Below are 18,573 nucleotides of genomic sequence, written 5' to 3' on the forward strand. Positions count from 1 at the left end.
CTCGTCGACCACCTGCAATTCGGCACCGCCCTCCCGCAGCGCCCGGTGCTGTTGACCTTCGACGACGGGTCGGCGACCCACCACTCGGTGGCCCTGCCCGTCCTCACCGACCTGAGCTTTCCGGCCACGTTCTTCCCCATGACCGTCGTGCTCAACAAGCCCGACTGGCTCAGCGACGACCAGCTCCGCGACCTCGACCGGGCCGGCATGACCATCGGCGCGCACACCTGGGACCACCAGCGGACCGACCGGCTCATCGACGACCAGTGGGTAACCCAGCTTGACCAGCCGAAGGCTCAACTGGCCGAGGTTCTCGGCCACCCCGTCGACCTCATGGCCTACCCCTTCGGGGTCTGGTCGCCGGAGGTCCTGTCCCACGTCGCCGCGGCGGGATACCGGGCGGCCTTCCAGCTCTCCGACCCCCCGGACACCGCACAGCCGCTGCTGACCATCCGCCGCATCATGCCGCCACCCACCTGGGACGCCCCGACCCTGCTCGGCCACCTCGACTCAGACTTCTGAGCAGCCGCCCCCGGGGCCACGCACCACCTGATCCGCGACGCCCACAGGATCCCGCCGGCGGTGACCCTGACCGGCGGCAACCGCCATCAGCTCACCCAGCTGATCCCGCCGGTCGAGGCCGTACCGCCCAACTCGCGGGAGACGCATCCGGAGACGGCGCCACCCGCCAGGCACCGACCCACAGCATAAAGGAGAGGATGCTGGTGACGGTGGACCGGCACGACGCCCAGGACCCCTCCCGCCGATCGGCCGGCGGCGAGCTGATCGGCTTCTACTGCCCCGTGTGCGGCTACCTCATTCCTGCCCAGGACCGCCAGCCGGCGTCCGCGCCGACGTGTGCCGGCTCGAAGGCCAGGATCGGCAAGCAGCATGAGCCGACCCAGATGACGACCCTTCCTTCGACTGAGCTCCTTGCCCATCTTGTAGCACTCGGGCAGCTTCGACGGTCGCGTATGCCGAAGCGCCGGATGGAGGAAAGCGGGAGCGATGGAGTCGAGGTTGGCGGTGTGCGTGATGAATGGCAGGCCTGACCCCCACCGGGTTCAGCGGGCTGACGCTGAAGGATCAATCTGAACAGCAGCTGGCCAGTCGCTCCAATCGTAGTTGCGCCTCGATATCGCGCCCCACGCGCGCGAGAACCCAAAGACTCGCGTAACTTACGCGAGCCCAGTGGGGGTACTTCGGAGGTGCCCCAATGGACGCTCGGCGGTCCGATTATGCAGAGCGCGATGAGTCGTTACGGAAGTGATGAGTATTACCAGAATCGCGGGTACAGGCGAGCCAGTTTGCCGTCGCCGCATCGTTTTCCCGGGGCACCCCTCGACTGTTGCACGCGGCCCTGAGGTGCCCTCGGCGGCCGAACACCTCCAGGCTTTGGTACGAGCGAAGGAGGGAGGGTCCGGACGGGCGGACAGAGTAGGTATCCGGAGGAGTTCCGGCAGCGTGTGGCCAGCAGTCCGTCGATCAACAGCGGCCAGTGCCGGGTACCGGCGCCAACCGCCTGCCAGCGCGGCCCCACCTCGGCGACTAGGTCAGCCAGGACCTGCCGGGACAGTCCCGTCACATGGCGGTCGGCAACAGCGGCGGCATGGGCCAGGCTCCTCGACACACTCCGACCCTGCTCCGTCCCTCACCGCAGCACGAGCGAGGCGTCCCGCTAACCATGCACGAGCTCGTAGGAGACACCTGGCCCAGGTTGCGACGGGGACGAACAGCTCCAGCGACGGGTCATGCGTGTGCAACCGCTCAAAAGGTGCGTCGGCGCTGGCCGGTCGTCCACCCTGCACAGATGGTGCTGCGCAAGTTGAAGCGATCCCCGGCGAAGCTCGACGGACTGGAGTTGTTCCGGCAGCTCGACGATGGTGGCCAGACGCCCTTGCGCGACCCTGCGCGGCTCGACGCAGTCCTCCAACAAGTGGGCGAGGGCGTGCAGGAGGCGCTGGCCGCCCCATCGACCGTCCACGGCTGGCGAGCGCAGGCCCTGTTCGCCTCGCTCGTTGTAGCGCTGGACGGTTGTGAGCTGTTGATGACACTGGACTCCGGTGAGGTGTTCGTCGATGGCGACGACGTAAAGCTCCCGGACTACCTGCTCGTCCTGCGTGACGGCCGCCGACTCCTAGTCGAGGTCAAGAACGTCGCGCCCACCAAGCCGACGGGGCCGGTGACCATGTCCGCGGCAGAGATGAACGGGCTGCGCCGGTTCCGGGGGCTGCACGGGGGTGAAGTGCACGTCGCGTGCTTGTTCTCCACTCTCGGCCAGTGGGCGTTGGTCCCGGCCGATGCCTTTGGCCGCGACGAGCGAGGGCGATACGTACTGGGCCTGGAAGCGGCGCTCATGGCAAACCGACTCTCGGAGACGCTCGGGGACGTCATGGTCGGCCTCGTGCCCCCGCTGCGCCTCGATCTCATCGCCGACCCCAGCAAGCCCCGCCATGTGGCCGCGGACGGCGAGGCGCAGTTCGAACTCGGTGAGGTACAGCTCTGGGCCGGAGGCCAGCAGATGGTGGAGGAAGACGAGAGCCGGCTGGCGATGTTCCTGCTCCGGTTCGGATCTTGGCCCGCGCAGCAGGAGGCCGACCTCGACGGCGACCTGCTGCGCAAAATGTCGCTTGTGTGCGCGCCGGAGGAGCCGACTCCAGGGCAGGGCTTCGAGATCATCGGAAATCTGTCAAGCATGTTCGCCCGCTGGTTCGAAGCAGCCACGCGCGACGGCGACGAACTGCTCGGGCTTCAGGTACCGGTCGACCCGGGAGTCCTCCGTGACCTGCTACCAGCTGAATTCAGCTCCCCGCGCTTGCCGCTCTGGCGTTTTCGCCTCGTCCCGACCGAGCCGCACGAGAAGGAACCGGACAGTGAGCCATTTCCAGTAGTGGCTTCGCCGGCCTGTTGATCATATCGTCCGGCCGTACACGTGGCGGAGCAGCACGAGAGCTGCGGCGGCGATCGCGCCGATGCGCCAGGGACAGAGGCTGACCCGGCGCAGCGCCTTGAAGGTGCTCTTGAGCAGCGAGTTGCCGCGTTCGGCCGGGGCTCGGGTGGCTGCGTGCAGCAGGTTGACGGTGCGCTGGTCGTCGGTCAGCCGGCGCCCGGCGATCGTCTTGATTGGTGTGGTCAGCGCGCCGCGTTCGCCTTCGTAACTTAGATCGGCCAGCACGGTGTGCTCGGGTTCTGTCCACTCGCCCAGCAGTGGCAGCGCCTCGGCGTGGGTGCGCAGCGCGGTGGTGTCGTGCTCGCGGCCGGGCCGAACGCCGGAGGTCCACAATGGCCAGCCGTCGGGTGCGGCGATGACCTGGATGTTGCCGCCGTGGGTGGCGTGCTTGCCCGACCACCACAGGTCCACCCGCCGGTCAGATTGGTCGGTGCGCGCGGTCGGGCCGGAAACGTGGCAGCGGTCGGTGCGGACCTGCGTGCCGTCCACGGTCACATGTGCATGGTCGGCAGCGCGAGCGGCCAGCAGCGCCACGCAACCCCGGTGCTGCCGCGGCCAGGACGTCGATGCCCTCGTGTGGATACCAGTAGGCCGACGAGAAGCCGATGCGGTTGTCCGCGGCCAGCTGGGCCAGCCGGGTGCCATCCACGAACCAGCGCAGCACCAGCACCGTCTGCCGGTAGCAGCCCAGCGTCCGGCGCCGGCCGTGGGTGCCGAGTCGCCGTCGCTCGGCGGCCCGCAGGCCCGACACCAACTGCACGGTCTCCTCGGCGACCGGAAGCACGGCGGTGTAGGTGACAGCATCGGACACAGCAGGACCTCGGTGCGGCTGGACATCTGTGGAAGGACCTCCCGCCTGCCGACGGCACCGGGGGAGTGGTCACCCGTTCCTCCCGCTGCCGGCCGGTCGCGGCCCGCGGTGAACCGCGGTGACGGCCAGTGCCACACCGAGCAGCACGGCCGCGTCGAGGACCAGACCCGCCCACGCGATCGAGGCCGATGGCAGCAGCACCGCGATCGATACGAGAGCTGCGAGCAGGCCGACCGGACGCCGCGCGGGACGCCCCGCGGTGAGGAGGAACAGCAGCACGGCAATCAGCCAGACGCGCCGACGACGAGCGCGGGCGACGAACCGGCCGCCGGATGGACGTCGTCGTACCGCGGCTCGCCCCAGCGCCACAGCAGTGCCACACCCAACAGATGGAGGAGGCCATGAGCTACCAGGACCACCGCCGACCCGGCACGCAGCCCCCGCACTGGGCGCCGGCCGCCGTTCTCCGACTCGGCGCCCGTCACCCTCCGGACGTTACCGGCCGATGTGTGTGCCAGGTCCATCACAGCGGGGTCGCCTGCTTTACCGCCTTTTCCGACGGCTGCCCGGCGGCAGCAGCGAGCTCGGCCAGGTAGCGGTGCACCGAACCGACGGCCACGGACCCTTCGCCGACCGCGCCGGCGACGCGTTTGACCGAGCCATATCGCACGTCGCCGGCCGCGAAGACGCCGGGACGGCTGGTCTCGAAGGGATGGGGCTCGCGGTCCAGCGGCCAGTCCGTCTGTGGTACGTCCCGGCCGGTCAGGACGAAGCCGTGCTCATCGAGACTCAGGACGGGGCGCAGCCAGTCCGTGCAGGGTTCGGCGCCGATCAAGACAAAGACCGCCGCTGCAGGTACGTCCTCCTGACGCTGCTCATACCGGTCCCACAGGGTGAGCCCCTCGAGGCGGGCGCCGCCGCGGCCACCGATCACCTGTGTCCGGAGCCGGACGGCGATGTTCGGGGTTGCCTCGATCTGCCGAACCAGGTAGTCGGACATCCCGGCGGTGAGAGAATTGCCGCGCACGAGCACGGTGACTCGGGCGGCGTACTTGGCCAGGTGGAGGGCGGCCTGTCCCGCGGAGTTGGCCCCACCGACGACGTAGACGTGCTTCCGGGCCATTGCCGATGCGGCCACCCCGGCCGCGCCGTAGAAGACGCCGGCTCCGACGAGGCGGTCGAGGTCAGGGATGCCGAGATGGCGGTACGTCACGCCGGTCGCGAGGATGACCGCACGCGTCCTCACCTGGCTTCCGTCGGTCAGCACGAGCGCATGCCCACCACCGGCCGTAGTGAGCGCCGTCACCTGATGGGTGAAGACGAACTCGGCTCCCAACAGCGTGGCCTGCTCCCAGGCACGGTGGGCCAGCTCGCCCCCGCTGATGCCGCGTGGGAAAGCCAGGTAGTTGCGGATCATCGAGCTGGTGCCGGCCTGGCCCCCGATCGCCCGCGCCTCCAGCAGCAGGGTGCCCAGGCCTTCGGAGGCGCCATACACGCCGGCGGCAAGGCCTGCCGGACCTGCTCCGAGGACCACCAGGTCATAGTCGCTCAGGGAGGGTCGGATCCGGATCCCGTGCGAGACGGCGATCTCGACCATCGAGGGATCCTGCAGCACGCGCCCGTCGTGCCGGATCGCGGCCGGGAGCCGACTGGCGTCCACCCGGTGCTCCAGGATGAGCTGCTTCCCCCTGTCGCTGTCTCGCGGATGGAAGACGAACGGCACGCCATTGACCGTCAGGCCGTCCCGGAGATCATGGCAGCGGGGGTCCCACTCGTCGCCGATGATGCGGTACACCACGTGGCTCGGCCGGTGCCGCCTGGACCACGCGCTGAGTGCCTCCTGCACCTGCGGGTACAGCCACTCCTCGGGGTTGACCCACCCCTTCACCATCCAGAAGTCGATCTGCCCGAGCGCGGTCGCGCGCTGCAGGGCTTGCAGCTCGGTGAACGGAATCCGGGTGTGGTACTGGTCCATCTCGAACAGCAGCACTCGTGCGATGTCACTGTGCAGGCCGGCGGCCCGCTCCAGGAAGCGGACTCCCTCGCCGTCCGGCAGGCGCAGGTCGGCGGCGACCAGCGCGACCTCGTCCCCCGCGCTGGCCAAGCGCTCAAGGTTGGCGAGCGCCGCCTCGGCTGAGCCGGCGGTCAGCACCCGGTAATCGGGCGCGAACCGACGCCGCAGGGCCGCAGCCGTGGCCTCCCCACTCTGTGGGTCCGCGTCGACCACGAGAATCACAGGAATCCTGGGATCGACCTGCTGGCCTTGATTGCGGGGCAGCGTCGCGACGGCGGCGGACGGCTCGGCGTCCTGGGTTTCGGGGAACTGCGAGCCGCCTCCGGTCATGGCACCGGGTTCGGTCATCGCAAGATCACCATCCTGTCTTGGTCCATGCGCCGGCAGTGCTTGGTTGAACCGCCACGCTCAGCGTCAGCGCATGCTGCGGGTGACGGGGGTGGAGGCGCACGTGGTCAGGCGCTACTACGGGTTGGGCGGCGCCGCCTTGCCAGGAATCGCCGCTCCTGAAGCCGATACCACCGGTCCACGCCGGTGCCGCAGCCTCTCGCCCCGAGAGGAGACGATCCTGGGGCTCGTTCGTGTGCAGCAACCTTCGGCTTGGCGACACGGCGGAGGGCCCACTAGGAAGGTGGGCCCTCGGCCGCGTCCTAGGTGGTTGCTATCGCGTCGAGGAGCTTGAGCCCGGCTGCCCGCCGGGCCGGCCACACGGCGGCCAGCACGCCGATCAGAGCGCCGATGGCCAGGAACAGGAGCATCCGCCCGCCCGGGATCACCTGCTGGCTGATGCCCTGGTCGGCCAGCGCCTGGACCAGGCCGGTGCCGAACACGATCCCCAGGATGAGGCCAAATACGGCGCCGTACACCGAAATGGCGACCGACTCCAGCCGGATCATCTGCCGCAACTGGCGGCGGTCCATCCCGATGGCCCGCAGCAGACCGATCTCCCGCGTCCGCTCGATCACCGACAGGGCCAGGGTGTTGACGATGCCGAGGACGGCGATGATCACCGACAGCCCGAGCAGCGCATTGATGATCATCAGGAGCTGGTCGACCTGCCCCTTCTGCTCGTCCGCGAACTGGGCCTGGTCCTTGAGTGTGACCACCGGATACGCGTCGAGGGTCGCCTTGAGGGAGGACCGCACGGCGGCCGCATCCACGTCCGGCGCGACGTCCACGTAGACGAAGCGGTCGAGCGCCTCACCGCCGGCCGCGGTGAAGGTGTCGAGGGAGATCACCGCCAAGCCCAGCGCCTGGTTTGTGGTGTACACGCCGCCCACGGTCAGCTCCACACGCTCACCGTTGGCGAGCAGGGCCTCGACCCGATCACCGACGGACCAGCCGCGGCTCGCGGCCGTGTCCTCGTCCACGAGAAGTCCCTCGCCGCGGAGCCCCTCGGTGCCGCCGGTGAGGTAGTCGAGCGCGAAGGCCGAGTCCAGCGTCGCGGCGTCCACGGCGCTCACGGACGTCTGGACACCGCCCAGCTGCGCCTGGCCGAACCGTTGCTGGGTTACGGACTCGACGCCGTCGATGACGCGGATCTCCTGGGCGATCTCCGCGCTGAATGGCGCGGCGACCGCCGTGGAGACGACGTAGTCCGCCCCCAGGGACTGATCGAGGCTGTTGTCCACGGACGCGTTGGTCGACGCCCCGATGATGCTGAAGCCGCTCACCAGTGCCAGGCCGACCATGAGCGCGGACGCCGTTGCCGCGGTCCGCCGAGGATTGCGCACCGCGTTCTCCCGGGCGAGGTGACCGGAGGTGCCGAACAGCCGGGGCAGGACGGCACCGATGCCGCGCAGGAACGGTCGGGCGATCACCGGGCTCAGCGCGATGGTCCCCAGCAACAACGTCAGGGCGCCCACCCCGACCAGTGAGGCCGCTGTGCCGTCGTCCTGCACGATGAAGGCCCCGACCATGGCAGCGACCCCGGCAGCCGTCAGGACGCCACCGAACACTGTCCGTCGGCGCAGTGAGCGCTCCACGGAGACGTGGTCGTCGCGCATCGCCGCCACGGGCGGGGTCTTGGCCGCCCGTCGTGCCGGAAGGTACGCGGCCATCAGCGTGACGAGGACCCCGACGGCGTAGGACCACAACACCGTGTCGGTGGCGAAGACGAGCCCGCCGTCCAGGGTGAGGCCGAACTGCCCGAACAGGGACCGGAGGCCGGTGGCGACCCCGAAGCCCGCGGCCAGTCCCAGGGTGGAGCCGACGATCCCCAGGACCAGCGCCTCGGCCAGGACCGATCGGGTGACCTGTGCCCGACCGGCGCCGAGAGCCCGCAGCAACGCCAGTTCCCGCGTCCGTTGTGCGACGAGCATGGAGAACGTGTTGAGGATGATGAACGTGCCGACGAACAGCGCGATACCGGCGAAGGCGAGCAGGAAGGTCTCGACGAAGGCCAGGCCCTCCTCGAAGTCGCCGGCGAGTGCCTCGGCCTGCTCGCTGGCCGTGCGCACGTCGTATCCGTCCCCGATCGCGGCGGCGACGCGGTCCCGGACCGTCTCCTCGGCGATCCCGTCGGCCGTGGAGATGCCGATGCCGCTGAACTGCCCCGGCGTGCCGAAGAGCTCCTGGGCGGCGCGGGTCTCGAACGCCGCGAGCGATGCTCCGGCCGAGCCGCCGCTGTCCCCGAAGGAGAAGGTGCCGACCAGCTCGGCCTGGACCCGGGGGCCCGTGGTCAGCACGGTGACGGTGTCACCGAGTGTGTAGCCGGCCTTCTCCGCGGAGTCGACGTCGAGCGCCACCTGGGCGGCTCCCCGTGGTGCGCGGCCGTCGACGAGCGTGCTGGACGAGAGGTCCGGATCGGGCTCCCAGCTGATGCCGATGCCCGGCGCACCGCCGGTGTCCAGCACGTTCCCGTTGCCGTCGAGCACGTAGACGCCCTCGGTGCGGACGAAGCCCGCGGCCGCGGCGACGCCGTCCACGTCGCGCACCGTGTCGACCAGGCTCTCGGGCACGGTGGACGCCGCGCCGGTGCCCTCGCCCGTACCGGCGAGGCCCGAGTCGAACGCGGAGGCCGGCTCCACGTTGACGTCCGCGGACGTGCTCGCGAAGAGGTTCTCAAAGGTCTTGCCCAGCGTGTCGGTGAAGATCATGGTGCCGGACACGAAGGCGACACCGAGGACGATCGCCAACCCGCTGAGCGCCAGCCGCAACTTGTGTGCCAGGAGGTTGCGCAGGGTCGCGTGCCACATGTCAGGCCTCCGGCTGCCTGTCGAAGGCCTTCATCCGCTCGAGGACGCGTTCCCGGGTAGGGGAGAGCATCTCGTCGACGATCCGGCCGTCGGCGAGGAACAGCACGCGGTCGGCGTAGGACGCGGCGACGGGGTCGTGGGTGACCATGACGATCGTCTGGCCCATCTCCATGACCGACCGGCGGAGGAAGGCCAGCACGTCGGCACCGCTCTTCGAGTCGAGGTTCCCGGTCGGTTCGTCGGCGAAGATGATCTCCGGGCGGTTGGCCATCGCCCGGGCGCAGGCCACCCGTTGCTGCTGGCCACCGGACAGCTCACTGGGCCGATGGTTCAGCCGGGGACGGAGCCCGACCGTGTCGATGACCGTGTCCAGCCAGGCCTGGTCGGGCCTGCGTCCGGCGATGTCCATCGGCAGGGTGATGTTCTCCAGCGCCGTGAGGGTGGGCAGCAGGTTGTAGGCCTGGAAGATGAAGCCGATCTTGTCCCGGCGCAGCATGGTGAGCTGCCTGTCGTTGAGGGAGCTCAGTTCCGTGTCGCCGATGTGGGCGTGCCCGTCGGTCACCGCGTCGAGGCCGGCCATGCAGTGCATGAGGGTGGACTTCCCGGAGCCGGACGGCCCCATGATGGCGGTGAACTGGCCGGCCCTGAACGCGACGTCCACCGCGTCCAGTGCGACGACGCGTGTGTCGCCCTCGCCGAAGACCTTGGTCAGACGGACGCTGCGGGCGGCGGGAGGCGCCTGGACGCCGACCCTCTGGGTGGGGATGTCCCGGACGGATGTCATGTTCGCTCCTTGCGTCTCGGCGCTGAGGGTGGATGTGGCCGCCCCCATTCGGAGGCCGTAGCCCCGCTGAACCGGGTTCGGACTCGGGCGTAGGGAGGGTGCTCGGCTCCGGTGCAGCGCAGCGGAGGGACGGGGAGCGTCGGTCTGCTCCGTCATCACAGTCCTCACATCGGTCGCGCTGTCCGCCGCGGCGGGTGCCTGTCGGTCGTCTCCGGCTCGGTTCCGCACGCCGGGTTGCCGCACCGGCGCGTGAGGCAGTCTCGTGCCGGAACCCGCTGGGGTGCCATCGGCGTGATGACCGGATCCGACAGGGCTCTTTGACGTAGTCACGCGTCGGCTCGGTTCGGATCACGTCTGCTGCAGCCGGTGGTCCGGTGGTCCGGTGACGGCCGCAACTGCTTCCGCCAGCCGGTCGGCGAAGCCGGCGTCGTCCTTGTCCAGGCACGCCTTGGCACCCACGGCGAGAACAGCCGTCCGATGCCTTGGCCCGCTACAGACGACGATCACCGAGCACCCGCGGCTGGTGAGTCGCTCGATGACCGTCAGGTCCCGGTAGTCGTGTCCCCGGTCCAGCTCGAGGACGACGACGTCCGCGGGGGCGTCTGCGTCCCGATCCGGTTCCTGACCGGCGGCGTGAGTGGTGCCGTCGACGCAGTACCCCGCCGACTCCAGGAGACCGGACAGCGCCCGACGGACGCGGATGTCACGCGCGGCCACGAGCACGTTCACGAGGCGCCTCTCGACGCGGTTCGGTTATGTGCTCACCGCACCACCGCCAGGGGCGCGGCGTCATCGGCGCAATGACCGGCCTTCGGTGCGACGAAAGTCGAGCGGAGGAACGTCTACGGAGACGGATGCGCAGGTGCCACCCCGTGTTGGATGGCGTACAACGCCGCCTGAGTGCGCGAACGCAGCTCAAGCTTTTCAAGGATGCTGCTGACGTGGGTGCGCGCGGTCCGCTCGCTGATGACCAGCCGGGAGGCGATCTCCCGGTTGGACATCCCCGCGGCGATGAGCAGGAGGACCTCATGCTCCCGGGCTGTGAGCGTTCCGAGCGCCGCCTGACCGGTCGCGCTGAAGGCCCGGGCGAGTTGCCGGGAGACCGCCGCGCCCAGCGGCATCTCGCGGCGGTGCGCCTTTCGTATGCCGTCGGCCACCTCGTCGGCCTCGGCGTCCTTGAGCAGGTAGCCGGACGCGCCCGCCTCGAGCGCGCTGCGGATCCGTTCCACCTCGCTGTAGCTGGTCATGGCCATGACTGCGATGTCCTCGTACTGCTGCGTGAGCAACCGCGTGGCGGTGACGCCGTCGAGGCCGGGCATGAGCAGGTCCATGAGCACGACGTGCGGTGCCCGCTGCTCGGCGACGAGCGCAGCCACCGTGTCCAGCGCCGCCTGGCCGTCGCCCGCCTCGCCGACGACCTCGATGTCCTCCACCAGATCCAGGTAGCCGCGAAGTCCTCGCCGCACCACTGCGTGGTCATCGACGAGACAGACCCGGATAGGACCCGGATCCGGCTCGTTCACGACTCGTCACGGAGCGGTCGCGTAGCGGCTCGCACCGCCAAGCGCGCCCCGTCATGCGCCAGGGGGACGACGGCTGTGATGCGGGTGCCGCGCCCGGGACGGGAGTCCACGTGGAGCGTGCCGCCCACCTGCTCTATCCGCTGGGCCATTGTGCGCAAGCCCAGATGGCCGGGTTGGCGCACCGAGGGGTCGAATCCGACGCCGTCGTCGCTGAGCTCGACGAGCAGCTCACTTCGGGCCGCACGCCGGTGGCGCAGCCGCACGGTGGCCCGGCGCGCACCGGAGTGCTTGGCGATGTTCGCCAGGGACTCCTGCACCACCCGGTAGACCTGTTCCTCGGCATCGCGGGACAGCGAGAGGCGTCGCTTCGGCAGCCGGAGGTCGACGGCGATTTCTGTCCGGGCACTCATCCCCTCGGCCTGCTTGCGGATCGCGGCGGCGAGACCCTCCTCCTGCAGCGCCTCGGGACGCAGCTCGAAGATCAGCGCCCGCATCTCGGCGAGCGCGCCCTGCGTCAGTTGCCTCAGGTTGCTCAGCCTCTCGGCCAGCGGTCCGTCTTCAGGGAGGCCCTCGCGTTCCAGGAGCAACTGCGCCGCCCGCGTCTCCATCGTCATGGAGAACAGGGCCTGAGACACCGAGTCGTGCAGCTCTCGGGCGAGGCGGTGCCGAGCCTCCAACGCCAGCCGCTGCTGCGCCTCGGTGAACAACCGGGCGTTCTCGATCGCCACGCCGGCCTGGGCCGCGAGGGTCACCACGGCGCGATGGTCACCCTTGGTGAACTCGGACCCGCCGCGCTTCTCGGTCAGGTAGAGGTTGCCGTAGATCTTGCCGCGCACCGTGATCGGGACGCCGAGGAACGACGTCATCGGCGGGTGGTGCGGCGGAAACCCAACAGATCGCGGGTCGTCCTGGATGCGGGAGAGCCGCAGCGGACGGGCGTCGGAGATGAGCGCGCCGAGGATTCCGCGGCCGATGGGCAGATGTCCGATGAGGTTGTGTTGCTCGTCGGAGACGCCGTGGGTGATGAAGTCCTCCAGGCGGCCGTCCGCGCCGAGGACACCAACTGCCCCATACCGGGCATCAGCGATGTCGCAGGCCAGTTCCACGATTTTGGTGAGTACGGCCGGCAGGGAGAGCTCGGAGGCCAATGCCAGAAACGCGGAGATGAGTCCTTCGTCGCGCCGGGAAGAGGCCGCGGCATCGGCGAACAGTCGGGCGTTGTCCACGGCGGTCGCCGCTTGGTCGGCGACGGCCGCGAGGAACTCGAGCTCCTGGCCGTCCGGGGGAGGGCCCTGCCAGAAGGTCTTGACTGCGCCGACGGGATGGTTGCGGGCAATCATGGGAAAGGAAGCGATGCTGCGCCAGTCCAGGTCGTCGTCGAGGTTCTCGAGCATGCCCACCACGGGCTCGCCGCTCTCCCTGTCGACAACCACGGTCTGCCGGCTGCGGAAGGCGGACACCGCGGGCAGGGCTTCGCTCGAGGCACGCAGTGCGGCACTGAACCGTTCGGCGTAGTCGGGGGGCAGCCCCGCGGTGCCGGCGACGCGTAACCGGGCAGGCTCGCCGTCGAAGACGATGGCGGCGCAAGCCGTCATCCCCGTGGACTCCACGAGGCACTGAGCGACGGTGTCGAGAGTGGTCTCGAGCGACTCGGCCAGCGCCACCTGAGCTGCCACGTGACTCAGCGTGGCCTGCCTCCGTGCCGCACGTCGCTCATCGGTGACTTCGCGGAACGTACGGGCCACCACCCGGTGACCGTTCGCTTCGATAGTCCTGTCGGAGCACTCGACCTCGGGTCCCGAGTACGCGCTCGGGGCAGAACTCCTGCCCGAGCCGAGCGGTAGGCCCGTCGAGGAGAGTGGGCGGACGCCGACGAGTTCCTCGCGCCGGCGGCCGAGGATCGCGCACGCTGCAGGATTGACGTACAGAATTCGCTGGTCATCGGTCAGCAGGGCCACACCGTCGGGAAGGCCGTCGACCAGTTGAGCGAGGCCGTCCAGGCCCGGGATGGCGGCCCAGGCATTCGCCGCGGTGGCGGGTGCACCTGTCTCGGTAGCGCCTTTCACGACCTCCACCCATCGGTCGGCGTCGGCCGACTTTACCGGCGATTGCGTCGCTGTGGTCGTGATACGGAACTGCCGGAGGTTGTCACGCGCGCGCGGCGCCGGGCGTGGAGGGTGAGGACGACGTCGTCGTCGCCGAGGTGGAAGGCGGCGACCCCGAGGTTGGAACGCAGGTCGGTGTCGTCGCCGGGATCGCACTCTGCGAACGCGGAGCGGAACTGTGCGGCCGCCGGGGCCAGCGAGTGGGCGGGCGGCGTCGGCCAGCGACCGCGCCCGGATGGGCCGAGCGGCCAGCCACGCCGCGTGCGCCGCCGCGCTCAGTCGCCGGGCGCGCGCCTGCGGATCGGCCGTCAGCTCGGCGGCACGGGCCCAGGCGGCGACGGCCGCCTCGTGACCGCCGCGGGCGGTGGCGCGCTCAGCGACGTCATCGAGCGCGGCGACGACCTGTTCGTCGGGCCGGTCGGCGGCGGCGGCCAGGCGCCACGCGCGACGGTCCGGGTCGCCGGCCAGCGCATTGGCGAGCGCGCGGTGCGCGGCACGGCGCTGCGCCCTGGTGGCCGCCCGGTGGACCGCGGAGCGCACCAGCGGCCTGGGTCTACCAGCTGTCGGCACAGTTCCACCGGCCAACAAGCGGTGTAGGCGGCAGGGCGGCGTCGCTGCACATGGGACACGTACCGGCTCAGGTGCACCTACTGGTCGGGCCGCACTGAACCACCCCGGCCGGCTCGGTGAGCCGCGGCCGCGGCGGCGGTTCGGTCCCGCGCTCCCAGCGTGAGGAGGACCGAGGACACCAGGTTGCGGACGGTCTTCGGGCTCGGTCCGAGGCGGAGCGCGATGTCTTCGGTCGACCGGCCGTCGGCTAGCTGCTCGAGGATCTCGAATTCACGGTCGGTGAGTTCGGGAAAGGGCCGGGCGGTCCGGCCTCGGCCTTGTAGACGGCGGGACGATCCGGCGAACACGTCGTCGGAGAGCGCCGTGGCCCCGTCGGCGACCGCTGTGACCGCGGCGAGTACGACCGCTGGCTCCGCGGTTTCGAGTAGATAGCCGTGTGCGCCGGCGGCCAGCGCCGCTTGTACTGCGCGGTCGTCCTCGGCTGACGTGAGCACGAGCACCCGTACGGCGGGAGTCCGTTCTCGGAGGGTCTCGTTCACCCAGGTGCCGTCGCCGTCGGGCATGCGCAGGTCGGCGACCGCGACGTGGGGCTGGTGCTTCACGGCCGCCAGGACCGCCTCCCTTCCTGTCCCCACCGCGGCTACCACCCGGGTGCCGCGACGGGCCCGCAGGAGGGACACCAGGCCGTCCCGGAACATCGGGTGGTCCTCGGCGACGAGCACGCGGACCGGCGCGCAGGAGTCCGTGGTCGTCGCTGGCCGGGGCCGGCGTTCTCACGAGCCGGCCGCCACAGTCGGCGCCACGACCGGCGCCGCGACCGTCGCCGGGGACCGCCGCACCGGGTCATCGGACGTTGCCCACGTGCGTCTGCGGCGATGAGAGCCGGGGGTCGACAGGGGAGGCCGCTGCCTCGGCGACGAGCAGCCGACCCGGTATCCCCGCCAGCACGGTCAGCCCGGCGTGGCCACGGACGAGGTCATCCGACGCGTTCCTGGTGACGCCTCGACATCACGAGCAGGAACAGCGCCGCAGCTGCCGTCATGTGACCGAGCATGGCGATGCGGGTGACGTCGACCGCCGGCTGCCAGCGAACGGCGCCGGAGTCCTCAACGATCCATGCACCAGCCGGTCGTGCCACGAAGCCGAAGCCGCCGTTGGTCTCGTGAGGACCGCGGTGAGCAGCGCCTCCGAGTCCGCCACCGGCTCGCACATGCGCCACCGGCACCACCGTCACGCCGTCGCGCTGGACCGGGGGACCGAAGACCTGGTTCTCCCTCAGGCGAGCGGCGAGCTGCAGGAGGACATCTCCGGTTTCGGACGTCGGCTCGCTCATGCGCGGGCCTCTGCTGTCCCGTCCAGGGGCGCCCTTGTCTTCGCGGCGTCGGGTCGCTGGGTGGGCCGCTGGGGCGCTCGATGGCTCACAGGTTGCTCCATGCGAGCGCGAGGAAGGAGAAGATGACCATGTCCTGCAGCCAATGGATGATCCAGGCCCACTTCGAGCCGCCCGTCTCTACCATGCTCTTGGCCAGCAGGACGCCCAGGAATGCCGACAGAGCCACACCTGAGGCGCCGGGCGGGTTGCCGTAGTAGTGGGCGAGGCCGAACAGCAGGCCGGTCGCCGCCACGGCGGCCCGGGGCCCGAGGACGGGCGGCAGTACCGCGAGGGGCACGTTGCGGTAGCCGAACTCCTCGTTGACGGTGTTGGTGGCCGCCAGCACCGCGATGGCGGGCAGGGACCACAGCAGCACGCAGACGTCGTCGAGCTGTGAGCCGAGCGCGAACCACATCGCCGTCGCCGTGCCGACGGTGATGCCGACCGCCCAGAAGGTCCCGAGGCGCCGCCACGTCGGGCGGCGGCCCAGCGTGTAGACACCGGCACGCGCGCGGGCTCGGTCGTCTCCAGCTCGCAGGCGCAGCGATGCCCCGCCCAGCCGGCCGGGTCCGAGGACGACCAGGAGCAGGGTGGGGACGAAGATCAGGACCTGGACGACGGCGCCGCGCGCGACCCAGGGGACGCTGTGCTGCCAATCCGCCCATGCCTGGGTGCCCAGCAGGCCACCGAGGATCAGGTGCCAGCCGGCGGCCATCGCGATGAGCCAGCGCAGCGGGCCGTCCAACGCCTGGAACCGATCGGGCCGCCGGACCCAGGCCCACAGCCCGAGCAGCGCGGCGACCTGCGCTACCGCCAGGAGCCACGGCGCGCGACCGGTCACCTCGCCCACGAGGATCTGCGGAAGAGCACTCGCCAGGGCTGCGGCGGCCCAGAACACGACCACGACCAGGCCGTCGCTGCGGGCGCGGCCCAGGCGCTCGGGCGACGTCCCCGGCAGCACGGCGCTCACCGGACACGCTCCCGTGCCAGCTCCCGCTCCACCAGCCGACCGATCTCGGCGAGCACACAGCCGGTGTGCACGGCCAGGCCCGATCCCCAACCCGCCAGCCGCCACCACGACCCCGCGAAGCCGCCCGCGGCCAGAAGGAGGCCGGCGTTGACCGCCAGGTACGCGGCCCGGTGGACGGCCAGTCCGACCTCCGCCTCGACCCGTCGACGTGCTCGATCTTCCGCTGTCGGCTGCTTCGCGTCCGCGTCCATCGCTCCTCCGGCTGGGTGAGTCAACGGTGTTCACCGAGTGGCCGCAGGCTAGGTGAACACGGTTGACTTCTACAAGAGCGATCGACAGCACAGGAGGGACGTCCATGCCGCGACCGCAGCGGATCACCCGTGAGCTGTTGCTGGACGCCGCGATGCAGATCCTGGACGCCGAGGGACTCGACGCCCTGACCATGCGGCGGCTGGGCCGGGAGGTCGGCGCGGCAGCCGCGATGGTCTACCGGTTCTTCGCGGACAAGGAGGAACTCGTCGAAGCGCTGGCCGACCGGGTGTTCGCGCAGGCTCGGCAAGCCGGCCGCACCCCCGACGCGGCGCCGCGTGCCTCGATCGTCACCGGATGGGCCGATCAGCTGCACGCGGTGGCCCACGGCATCCGCCGCGCCCTGCTCGCTCATCCCGCGCTGGTGCCGGCGGCCGTGCGGCGGCCACCCCGGCAGGAGGCGACCCTGCGCGGGATCGACGCCGGGCTCGGGCTGCTGCTGGCCGGTGGGCTGGACCCCGAGTCGGCGGCCAAGGGCTATCAGGCGGTGCTGTTCTACACGCTCGGCTTCGCCGCGCTGGAGGCCCCGTTCGCCGCCGCCCCGGACGGTGGTGCCCGGGACCAGGCCGCCACCCATGCCGTCCTCGCCGCACTACCCGCCGAGGACCACCCGCACATCGCCGCGTCCATCGATCACCTGTACGGGCCTGACCTCACCGCCCAGTTCGACCACGGCCTGCGGCTCCTGATCACTGGACTGGAGGCGCAGTCCCGCACCGTCGGCGCGGTCCCCGGAAGTCGCTGAGGAACGGGTACCGCTCCGGGCGGTCGGACGGCCCCCGCACGGCCGGCGCCGTGTGGGCGCGGTACCTCGCGGTCACGCGACGGTCGATTGACGGGCGGCGCACCGACCGAAGGAGGAGGAGGTCTCCTCCGTCGGCAGTAGACCCGGCGCTCTCACATGGCTCCTGGTGACCGTCACGAAGCCTCGTCGAGGCCGAGGTGCCTCTCGCCCGGCAGCGACATCCTCGGTCCCGCCACGCGCCGTGGACCCGACCGCCGTCACCCGTCGAAGGACGTGTCATGTTCCCCTCGCTCTCGCCCCTCCGGAGTGCTGCACTCTTCTATGCCCTGACCGTCTCGATGGTGACCGTCGTGGCCCTGACAGGCGGCAGTACCGCGGTGGCCATGACGACTCCGGTCATCGCCGCGCTGCTGATGCTGCTGGTCGTCACCCGTGACGGCTGGCGACGGTCCGGATGGGCCTCGCTCGGTCTGCACCGATCGGGCCTGCGGCTGTGGCCCGTGGCCGTTCTGTTGCCCCTCGGCGTCATCGCGTTGGGCGGAGCGCTCGCTGCGGCCTTCGGCGTGGCCGAGTGGAGTCCTGTGGGCCAGGCCGCGGACGTCAGCCCGGCGTTGTGGCCGGCCATCTTCCTGCTCAACGTCCTGTACGCCGCCGTCACGGGGAGCTTGACCGAGGAGATCGGCTGGCGCGGGTACCTGCTCCCGCGGTTGACCGCCCTAGGCGAGCGGCGGGCCTTGCTGCTCAGCGGCCTGATGCACGGGCTCTTCCACCTGCCGGTCGTCCTGCTGACCAGCCTGTACCTTCCCGCGGGCAACCGGGCGGTCGTCATCCCGATGTTCCTCGCCACCGTGGCGGCCGCCGGGGTCCTGATGGGTTGGCTGCGCCTGCGGACCGACAGCGTCTGGCCCGCTGTCCTGGCGCATTCCACGCACAACGTCGCGATCGCGTGGCTCGCCGGGCTCCTCGCGGGCGACGAGACGACCATGGAGTACGTGGCCGGTGAGGCCGGGGTCGTCCCGGTCACCGCCTACGCCGTGATCGCCGTCGTCCTCCTGGTGCGCGCACGACCGGCGGCGAGTTCCGGCGGATGCGCCCCGGCGGTGCACGCGGCGGTCGCACCGCCGGCCAGGGCTCTGTGATCGGCCGGGCCGGACTGCGTCGCCGCCCTTCGGCGGCGCAGTCCGGCCCAGCGGCCGGGAACGACGCGGACGTCGTGCCCGGAA

At 70.7% G+C, this 18,573-nt stretch carries 17 protein-coding genes and 1 pseudogene; 6 read left to right on the forward strand and 12 right to left on the reverse strand.

Features of this window, described 5'->3' with window-relative positions:
* From BM414_RS26405 to BM414_RS26420, 3 genes are all read left to right on the forward strand, one after another.
* Positions 1 to 522: polysaccharide deacetylase family protein (locus BM414_RS26405; protein WP_139246062.1), on the forward strand; the 522-nt coding region annotated here is incomplete at its 5' end.
* 197 nt (positions 523 to 719) lie between these two features.
* Positions 720 to 1,052 carry a hypothetical protein gene (locus BM414_RS28815; RefSeq protein ID WP_139246063.1) on the forward strand — a complete coding sequence of 111 codons (333 nt, stop codon included), beginning with the start codon at positions 720 to 722 and terminating at the stop codon, positions 1,050 to 1,052.
* Positions 1,053 to 1,810: 758 nt separating this feature from the next.
* Complete coding sequence (locus BM414_RS26420; RefSeq protein ID WP_093584572.1) at positions 1,811 to 2,911, forward strand: hypothetical protein; 1,101 nt, start codon at positions 1,811 to 1,813, stop codon at positions 2,909 to 2,911.
* Here BM414_RS26420 and BM414_RS26425 read toward each other — a convergent pair.
* The 8 genes and pseudogenes from BM414_RS26425 to BM414_RS26465 form a co-directional block, all read right to left on the reverse strand.
* Positions 2,912 to 3,787: pseudogene (locus BM414_RS26425) on the reverse strand (transposase family protein).
* Positions 3,788 to 3,830: 43 nt separating this feature from the next.
* Complete coding sequence (locus BM414_RS26430; RefSeq protein ID WP_093584575.1) at positions 3,831 to 4,040, reverse strand: hypothetical protein; 210 nt, start codon at positions 4,038 to 4,040, stop codon at positions 3,831 to 3,833.
* 244 nt (positions 4,041 to 4,284) lie between these two features.
* The gene (locus BM414_RS26440; protein WP_093584581.1) at positions 4,285 to 6,123 is read right to left on the reverse strand and encodes an NAD(P)/FAD-dependent oxidoreductase; all 1,839 of its coding nucleotides are present in this window, start codon (positions 6,121 to 6,123) and stop codon (positions 4,285 to 4,287) included.
* 302 nt (positions 6,124 to 6,425) lie between these two features.
* On the reverse strand, positions 6,426 to 8,972 hold the full coding sequence (locus BM414_RS26445) for an ABC transporter permease (RefSeq protein ID WP_093584584.1): 2,547 nt from the start codon (positions 8,970 to 8,972) through the stop codon (positions 6,426 to 6,428).
* 1 nt (position 8,973) lies between these two features.
* Positions 8,974 to 9,756: an ABC transporter ATP-binding protein gene (locus BM414_RS26450; protein WP_093584587.1), complete on the reverse strand. Its 783-nt coding sequence runs from the start codon at positions 9,754 to 9,756 to the stop codon at positions 8,974 to 8,976.
* Between the two features lie 348 nt (positions 9,757 to 10,104).
* Positions 10,105 to 10,485: a response regulator transcription factor gene (locus tag BM414_RS26455; protein WP_093584590.1), complete on the reverse strand. Its 381-nt coding sequence runs from the start codon at positions 10,483 to 10,485 to the stop codon at positions 10,105 to 10,107.
* Between the two features lie 113 nt (positions 10,486 to 10,598).
* Positions 10,599 to 11,279 carry a response regulator gene (locus BM414_RS26460; protein ID WP_093584593.1) on the reverse strand — a complete coding sequence of 227 codons (681 nt, stop codon included), beginning with the start codon at positions 11,277 to 11,279 and terminating at the stop codon, positions 10,599 to 10,601.
* Positions 11,276 to 13,354, reverse strand: coding sequence for a GAF domain-containing protein (locus tag BM414_RS26465; RefSeq protein ID WP_175551833.1), 2,079 nt, complete (start codon positions 13,352 to 13,354; stop codon positions 11,276 to 11,278). The genes BM414_RS26460 and BM414_RS26465 overlap by 4 nt, the downstream gene beginning before the upstream one ends.
* A 291-nt stretch (positions 13,355 to 13,645) precedes the next feature.
* Here BM414_RS26465 and BM414_RS29800 point away from each other — a divergent pair, with 291 nt between their 5' ends.
* On the forward strand, positions 13,646 to 13,981 hold the full coding sequence (locus tag BM414_RS29800; RefSeq protein ID WP_175551834.1) for a hypothetical protein: 336 nt from the start codon (positions 13,646 to 13,648) through the stop codon (positions 13,979 to 13,981).
* 50 nt (positions 13,982 to 14,031) lie between these two features.
* Here the strand turns inward: BM414_RS29800 and BM414_RS26470 are convergent, their stop codons facing one another.
* The 4 genes from BM414_RS26470 to BM414_RS26485 form a co-directional block, all read right to left on the reverse strand.
* Positions 14,032 to 14,676: a response regulator gene (locus BM414_RS26470; protein ID WP_093584599.1), complete on the reverse strand. Its 645-nt coding sequence runs from the start codon at positions 14,674 to 14,676 to the stop codon at positions 14,032 to 14,034.
* Positions 14,677 to 14,930: 254 nt separating this feature from the next.
* Positions 14,931 to 15,287, reverse strand: coding sequence for a hypothetical protein (locus BM414_RS26475; protein ID WP_093584602.1), 357 nt, complete (start codon positions 15,285 to 15,287; stop codon positions 14,931 to 14,933).
* Positions 15,288 to 15,372: 85 nt separating this feature from the next.
* Positions 15,373 to 16,296 (reverse strand): CPBP family intramembrane glutamic endopeptidase, encoded by a 924-nt coding sequence (locus BM414_RS26480; RefSeq protein WP_093584605.1) that lies wholly within the window; start codon positions 16,294 to 16,296, stop codon positions 15,373 to 15,375.
* Positions 16,293 to 16,547: a 2TM domain-containing protein gene (locus BM414_RS26485; RefSeq protein WP_093584607.1), complete on the reverse strand. Its 255-nt coding sequence runs from the start codon at positions 16,545 to 16,547 to the stop codon at positions 16,293 to 16,295. Before BM414_RS26485 ends, BM414_RS26480 begins: the two co-directional genes overlap by 4 nt.
* Positions 16,548 to 16,651: 104 nt before the next feature.
* On the opposite strand from BM414_RS26485, the gene BM414_RS26490 reads away from it, so the two are divergent.
* Together BM414_RS26490 and BM414_RS26495 are read left to right on the forward strand one after the other, a co-directional pair.
* Positions 16,652 to 17,350 carry a TetR/AcrR family transcriptional regulator gene (locus BM414_RS26490; RefSeq protein WP_093584610.1) on the forward strand — a complete coding sequence of 233 codons (699 nt, stop codon included), beginning with the start codon at positions 16,652 to 16,654 and terminating at the stop codon, positions 17,348 to 17,350.
* Positions 17,351 to 17,733: 383 nt separating this feature from the next.
* Positions 17,734 to 18,489: a CPBP family intramembrane glutamic endopeptidase gene (locus tag BM414_RS26495; RefSeq protein WP_175551835.1), complete on the forward strand. Its 756-nt coding sequence runs from the start codon at positions 17,734 to 17,736 to the stop codon at positions 18,487 to 18,489.
* Positions 18,490 to 18,573: the final 84 nt, after the last annotated feature.

It is taken from the genome of Geodermatophilus amargosae (genome assembly GCF_900116515.1).
GTDB classification, from domain to species: Bacteria; Actinomycetota; Actinomycetes; order Mycobacteriales; family Geodermatophilaceae; genus Geodermatophilus; species Geodermatophilus amargosae.

Bases quoted from the DNA above. Each gene is read 5' to 3' on its own strand.
- BM414_RS26490 (WP_093584610.1), top strand. From the start codon at position 16,652: ATGCCGCGACCGCAGCGGATCACCCGTGAGCTGTTGCTGGACGCCGCG.
- BM414_RS26420 (WP_093584572.1), top strand. From the start codon at position 1,811: ATGGTGCTGCGCAAGTTGAAGCGATCCCCGGCGAAGCTCGACGGACTG.
- BM414_RS26445 (WP_093584584.1), bottom strand. From the start codon at position 8,972: ATGTGGCACGCGACCCTGCGCAACCTCCTGGCACACAAGTTGCGGCTG.
- BM414_RS28815 (WP_139246063.1), top strand. From the start codon at position 720: ATGCTGGTGACGGTGGACCGGCACGACGCCCAGGACCCCTCCCGCCGA.
- BM414_RS26495 (WP_175551835.1), top strand. From the start codon at position 17,734: ATGACGACTCCGGTCATCGCCGCGCTGCTGATGCTGCTGGTCGTCACC.
- BM414_RS26450 (WP_093584587.1), bottom strand. From the start codon at position 9,756: ATGACATCCGTCCGGGACATCCCCACCCAGAGGGTCGGCGTCCAGGCG.
- BM414_RS26485 (WP_093584607.1), bottom strand. From the start codon at position 16,547: ATGGACGCGGACGCGAAGCAGCCGACAGCGGAAGATCGAGCACGTCGA.
- BM414_RS26475 (WP_093584602.1), bottom strand. From the start codon at position 15,287: ATGAGCGAGCCGACGTCCGAAACCGGAGATGTCCTCCTGCAGCTCGCC.
- BM414_RS26440 (WP_093584581.1), bottom strand. From the start codon at position 6,123: ATGACCGAACCCGGTGCCATGACCGGAGGCGGCTCGCAGTTCCCCGAA.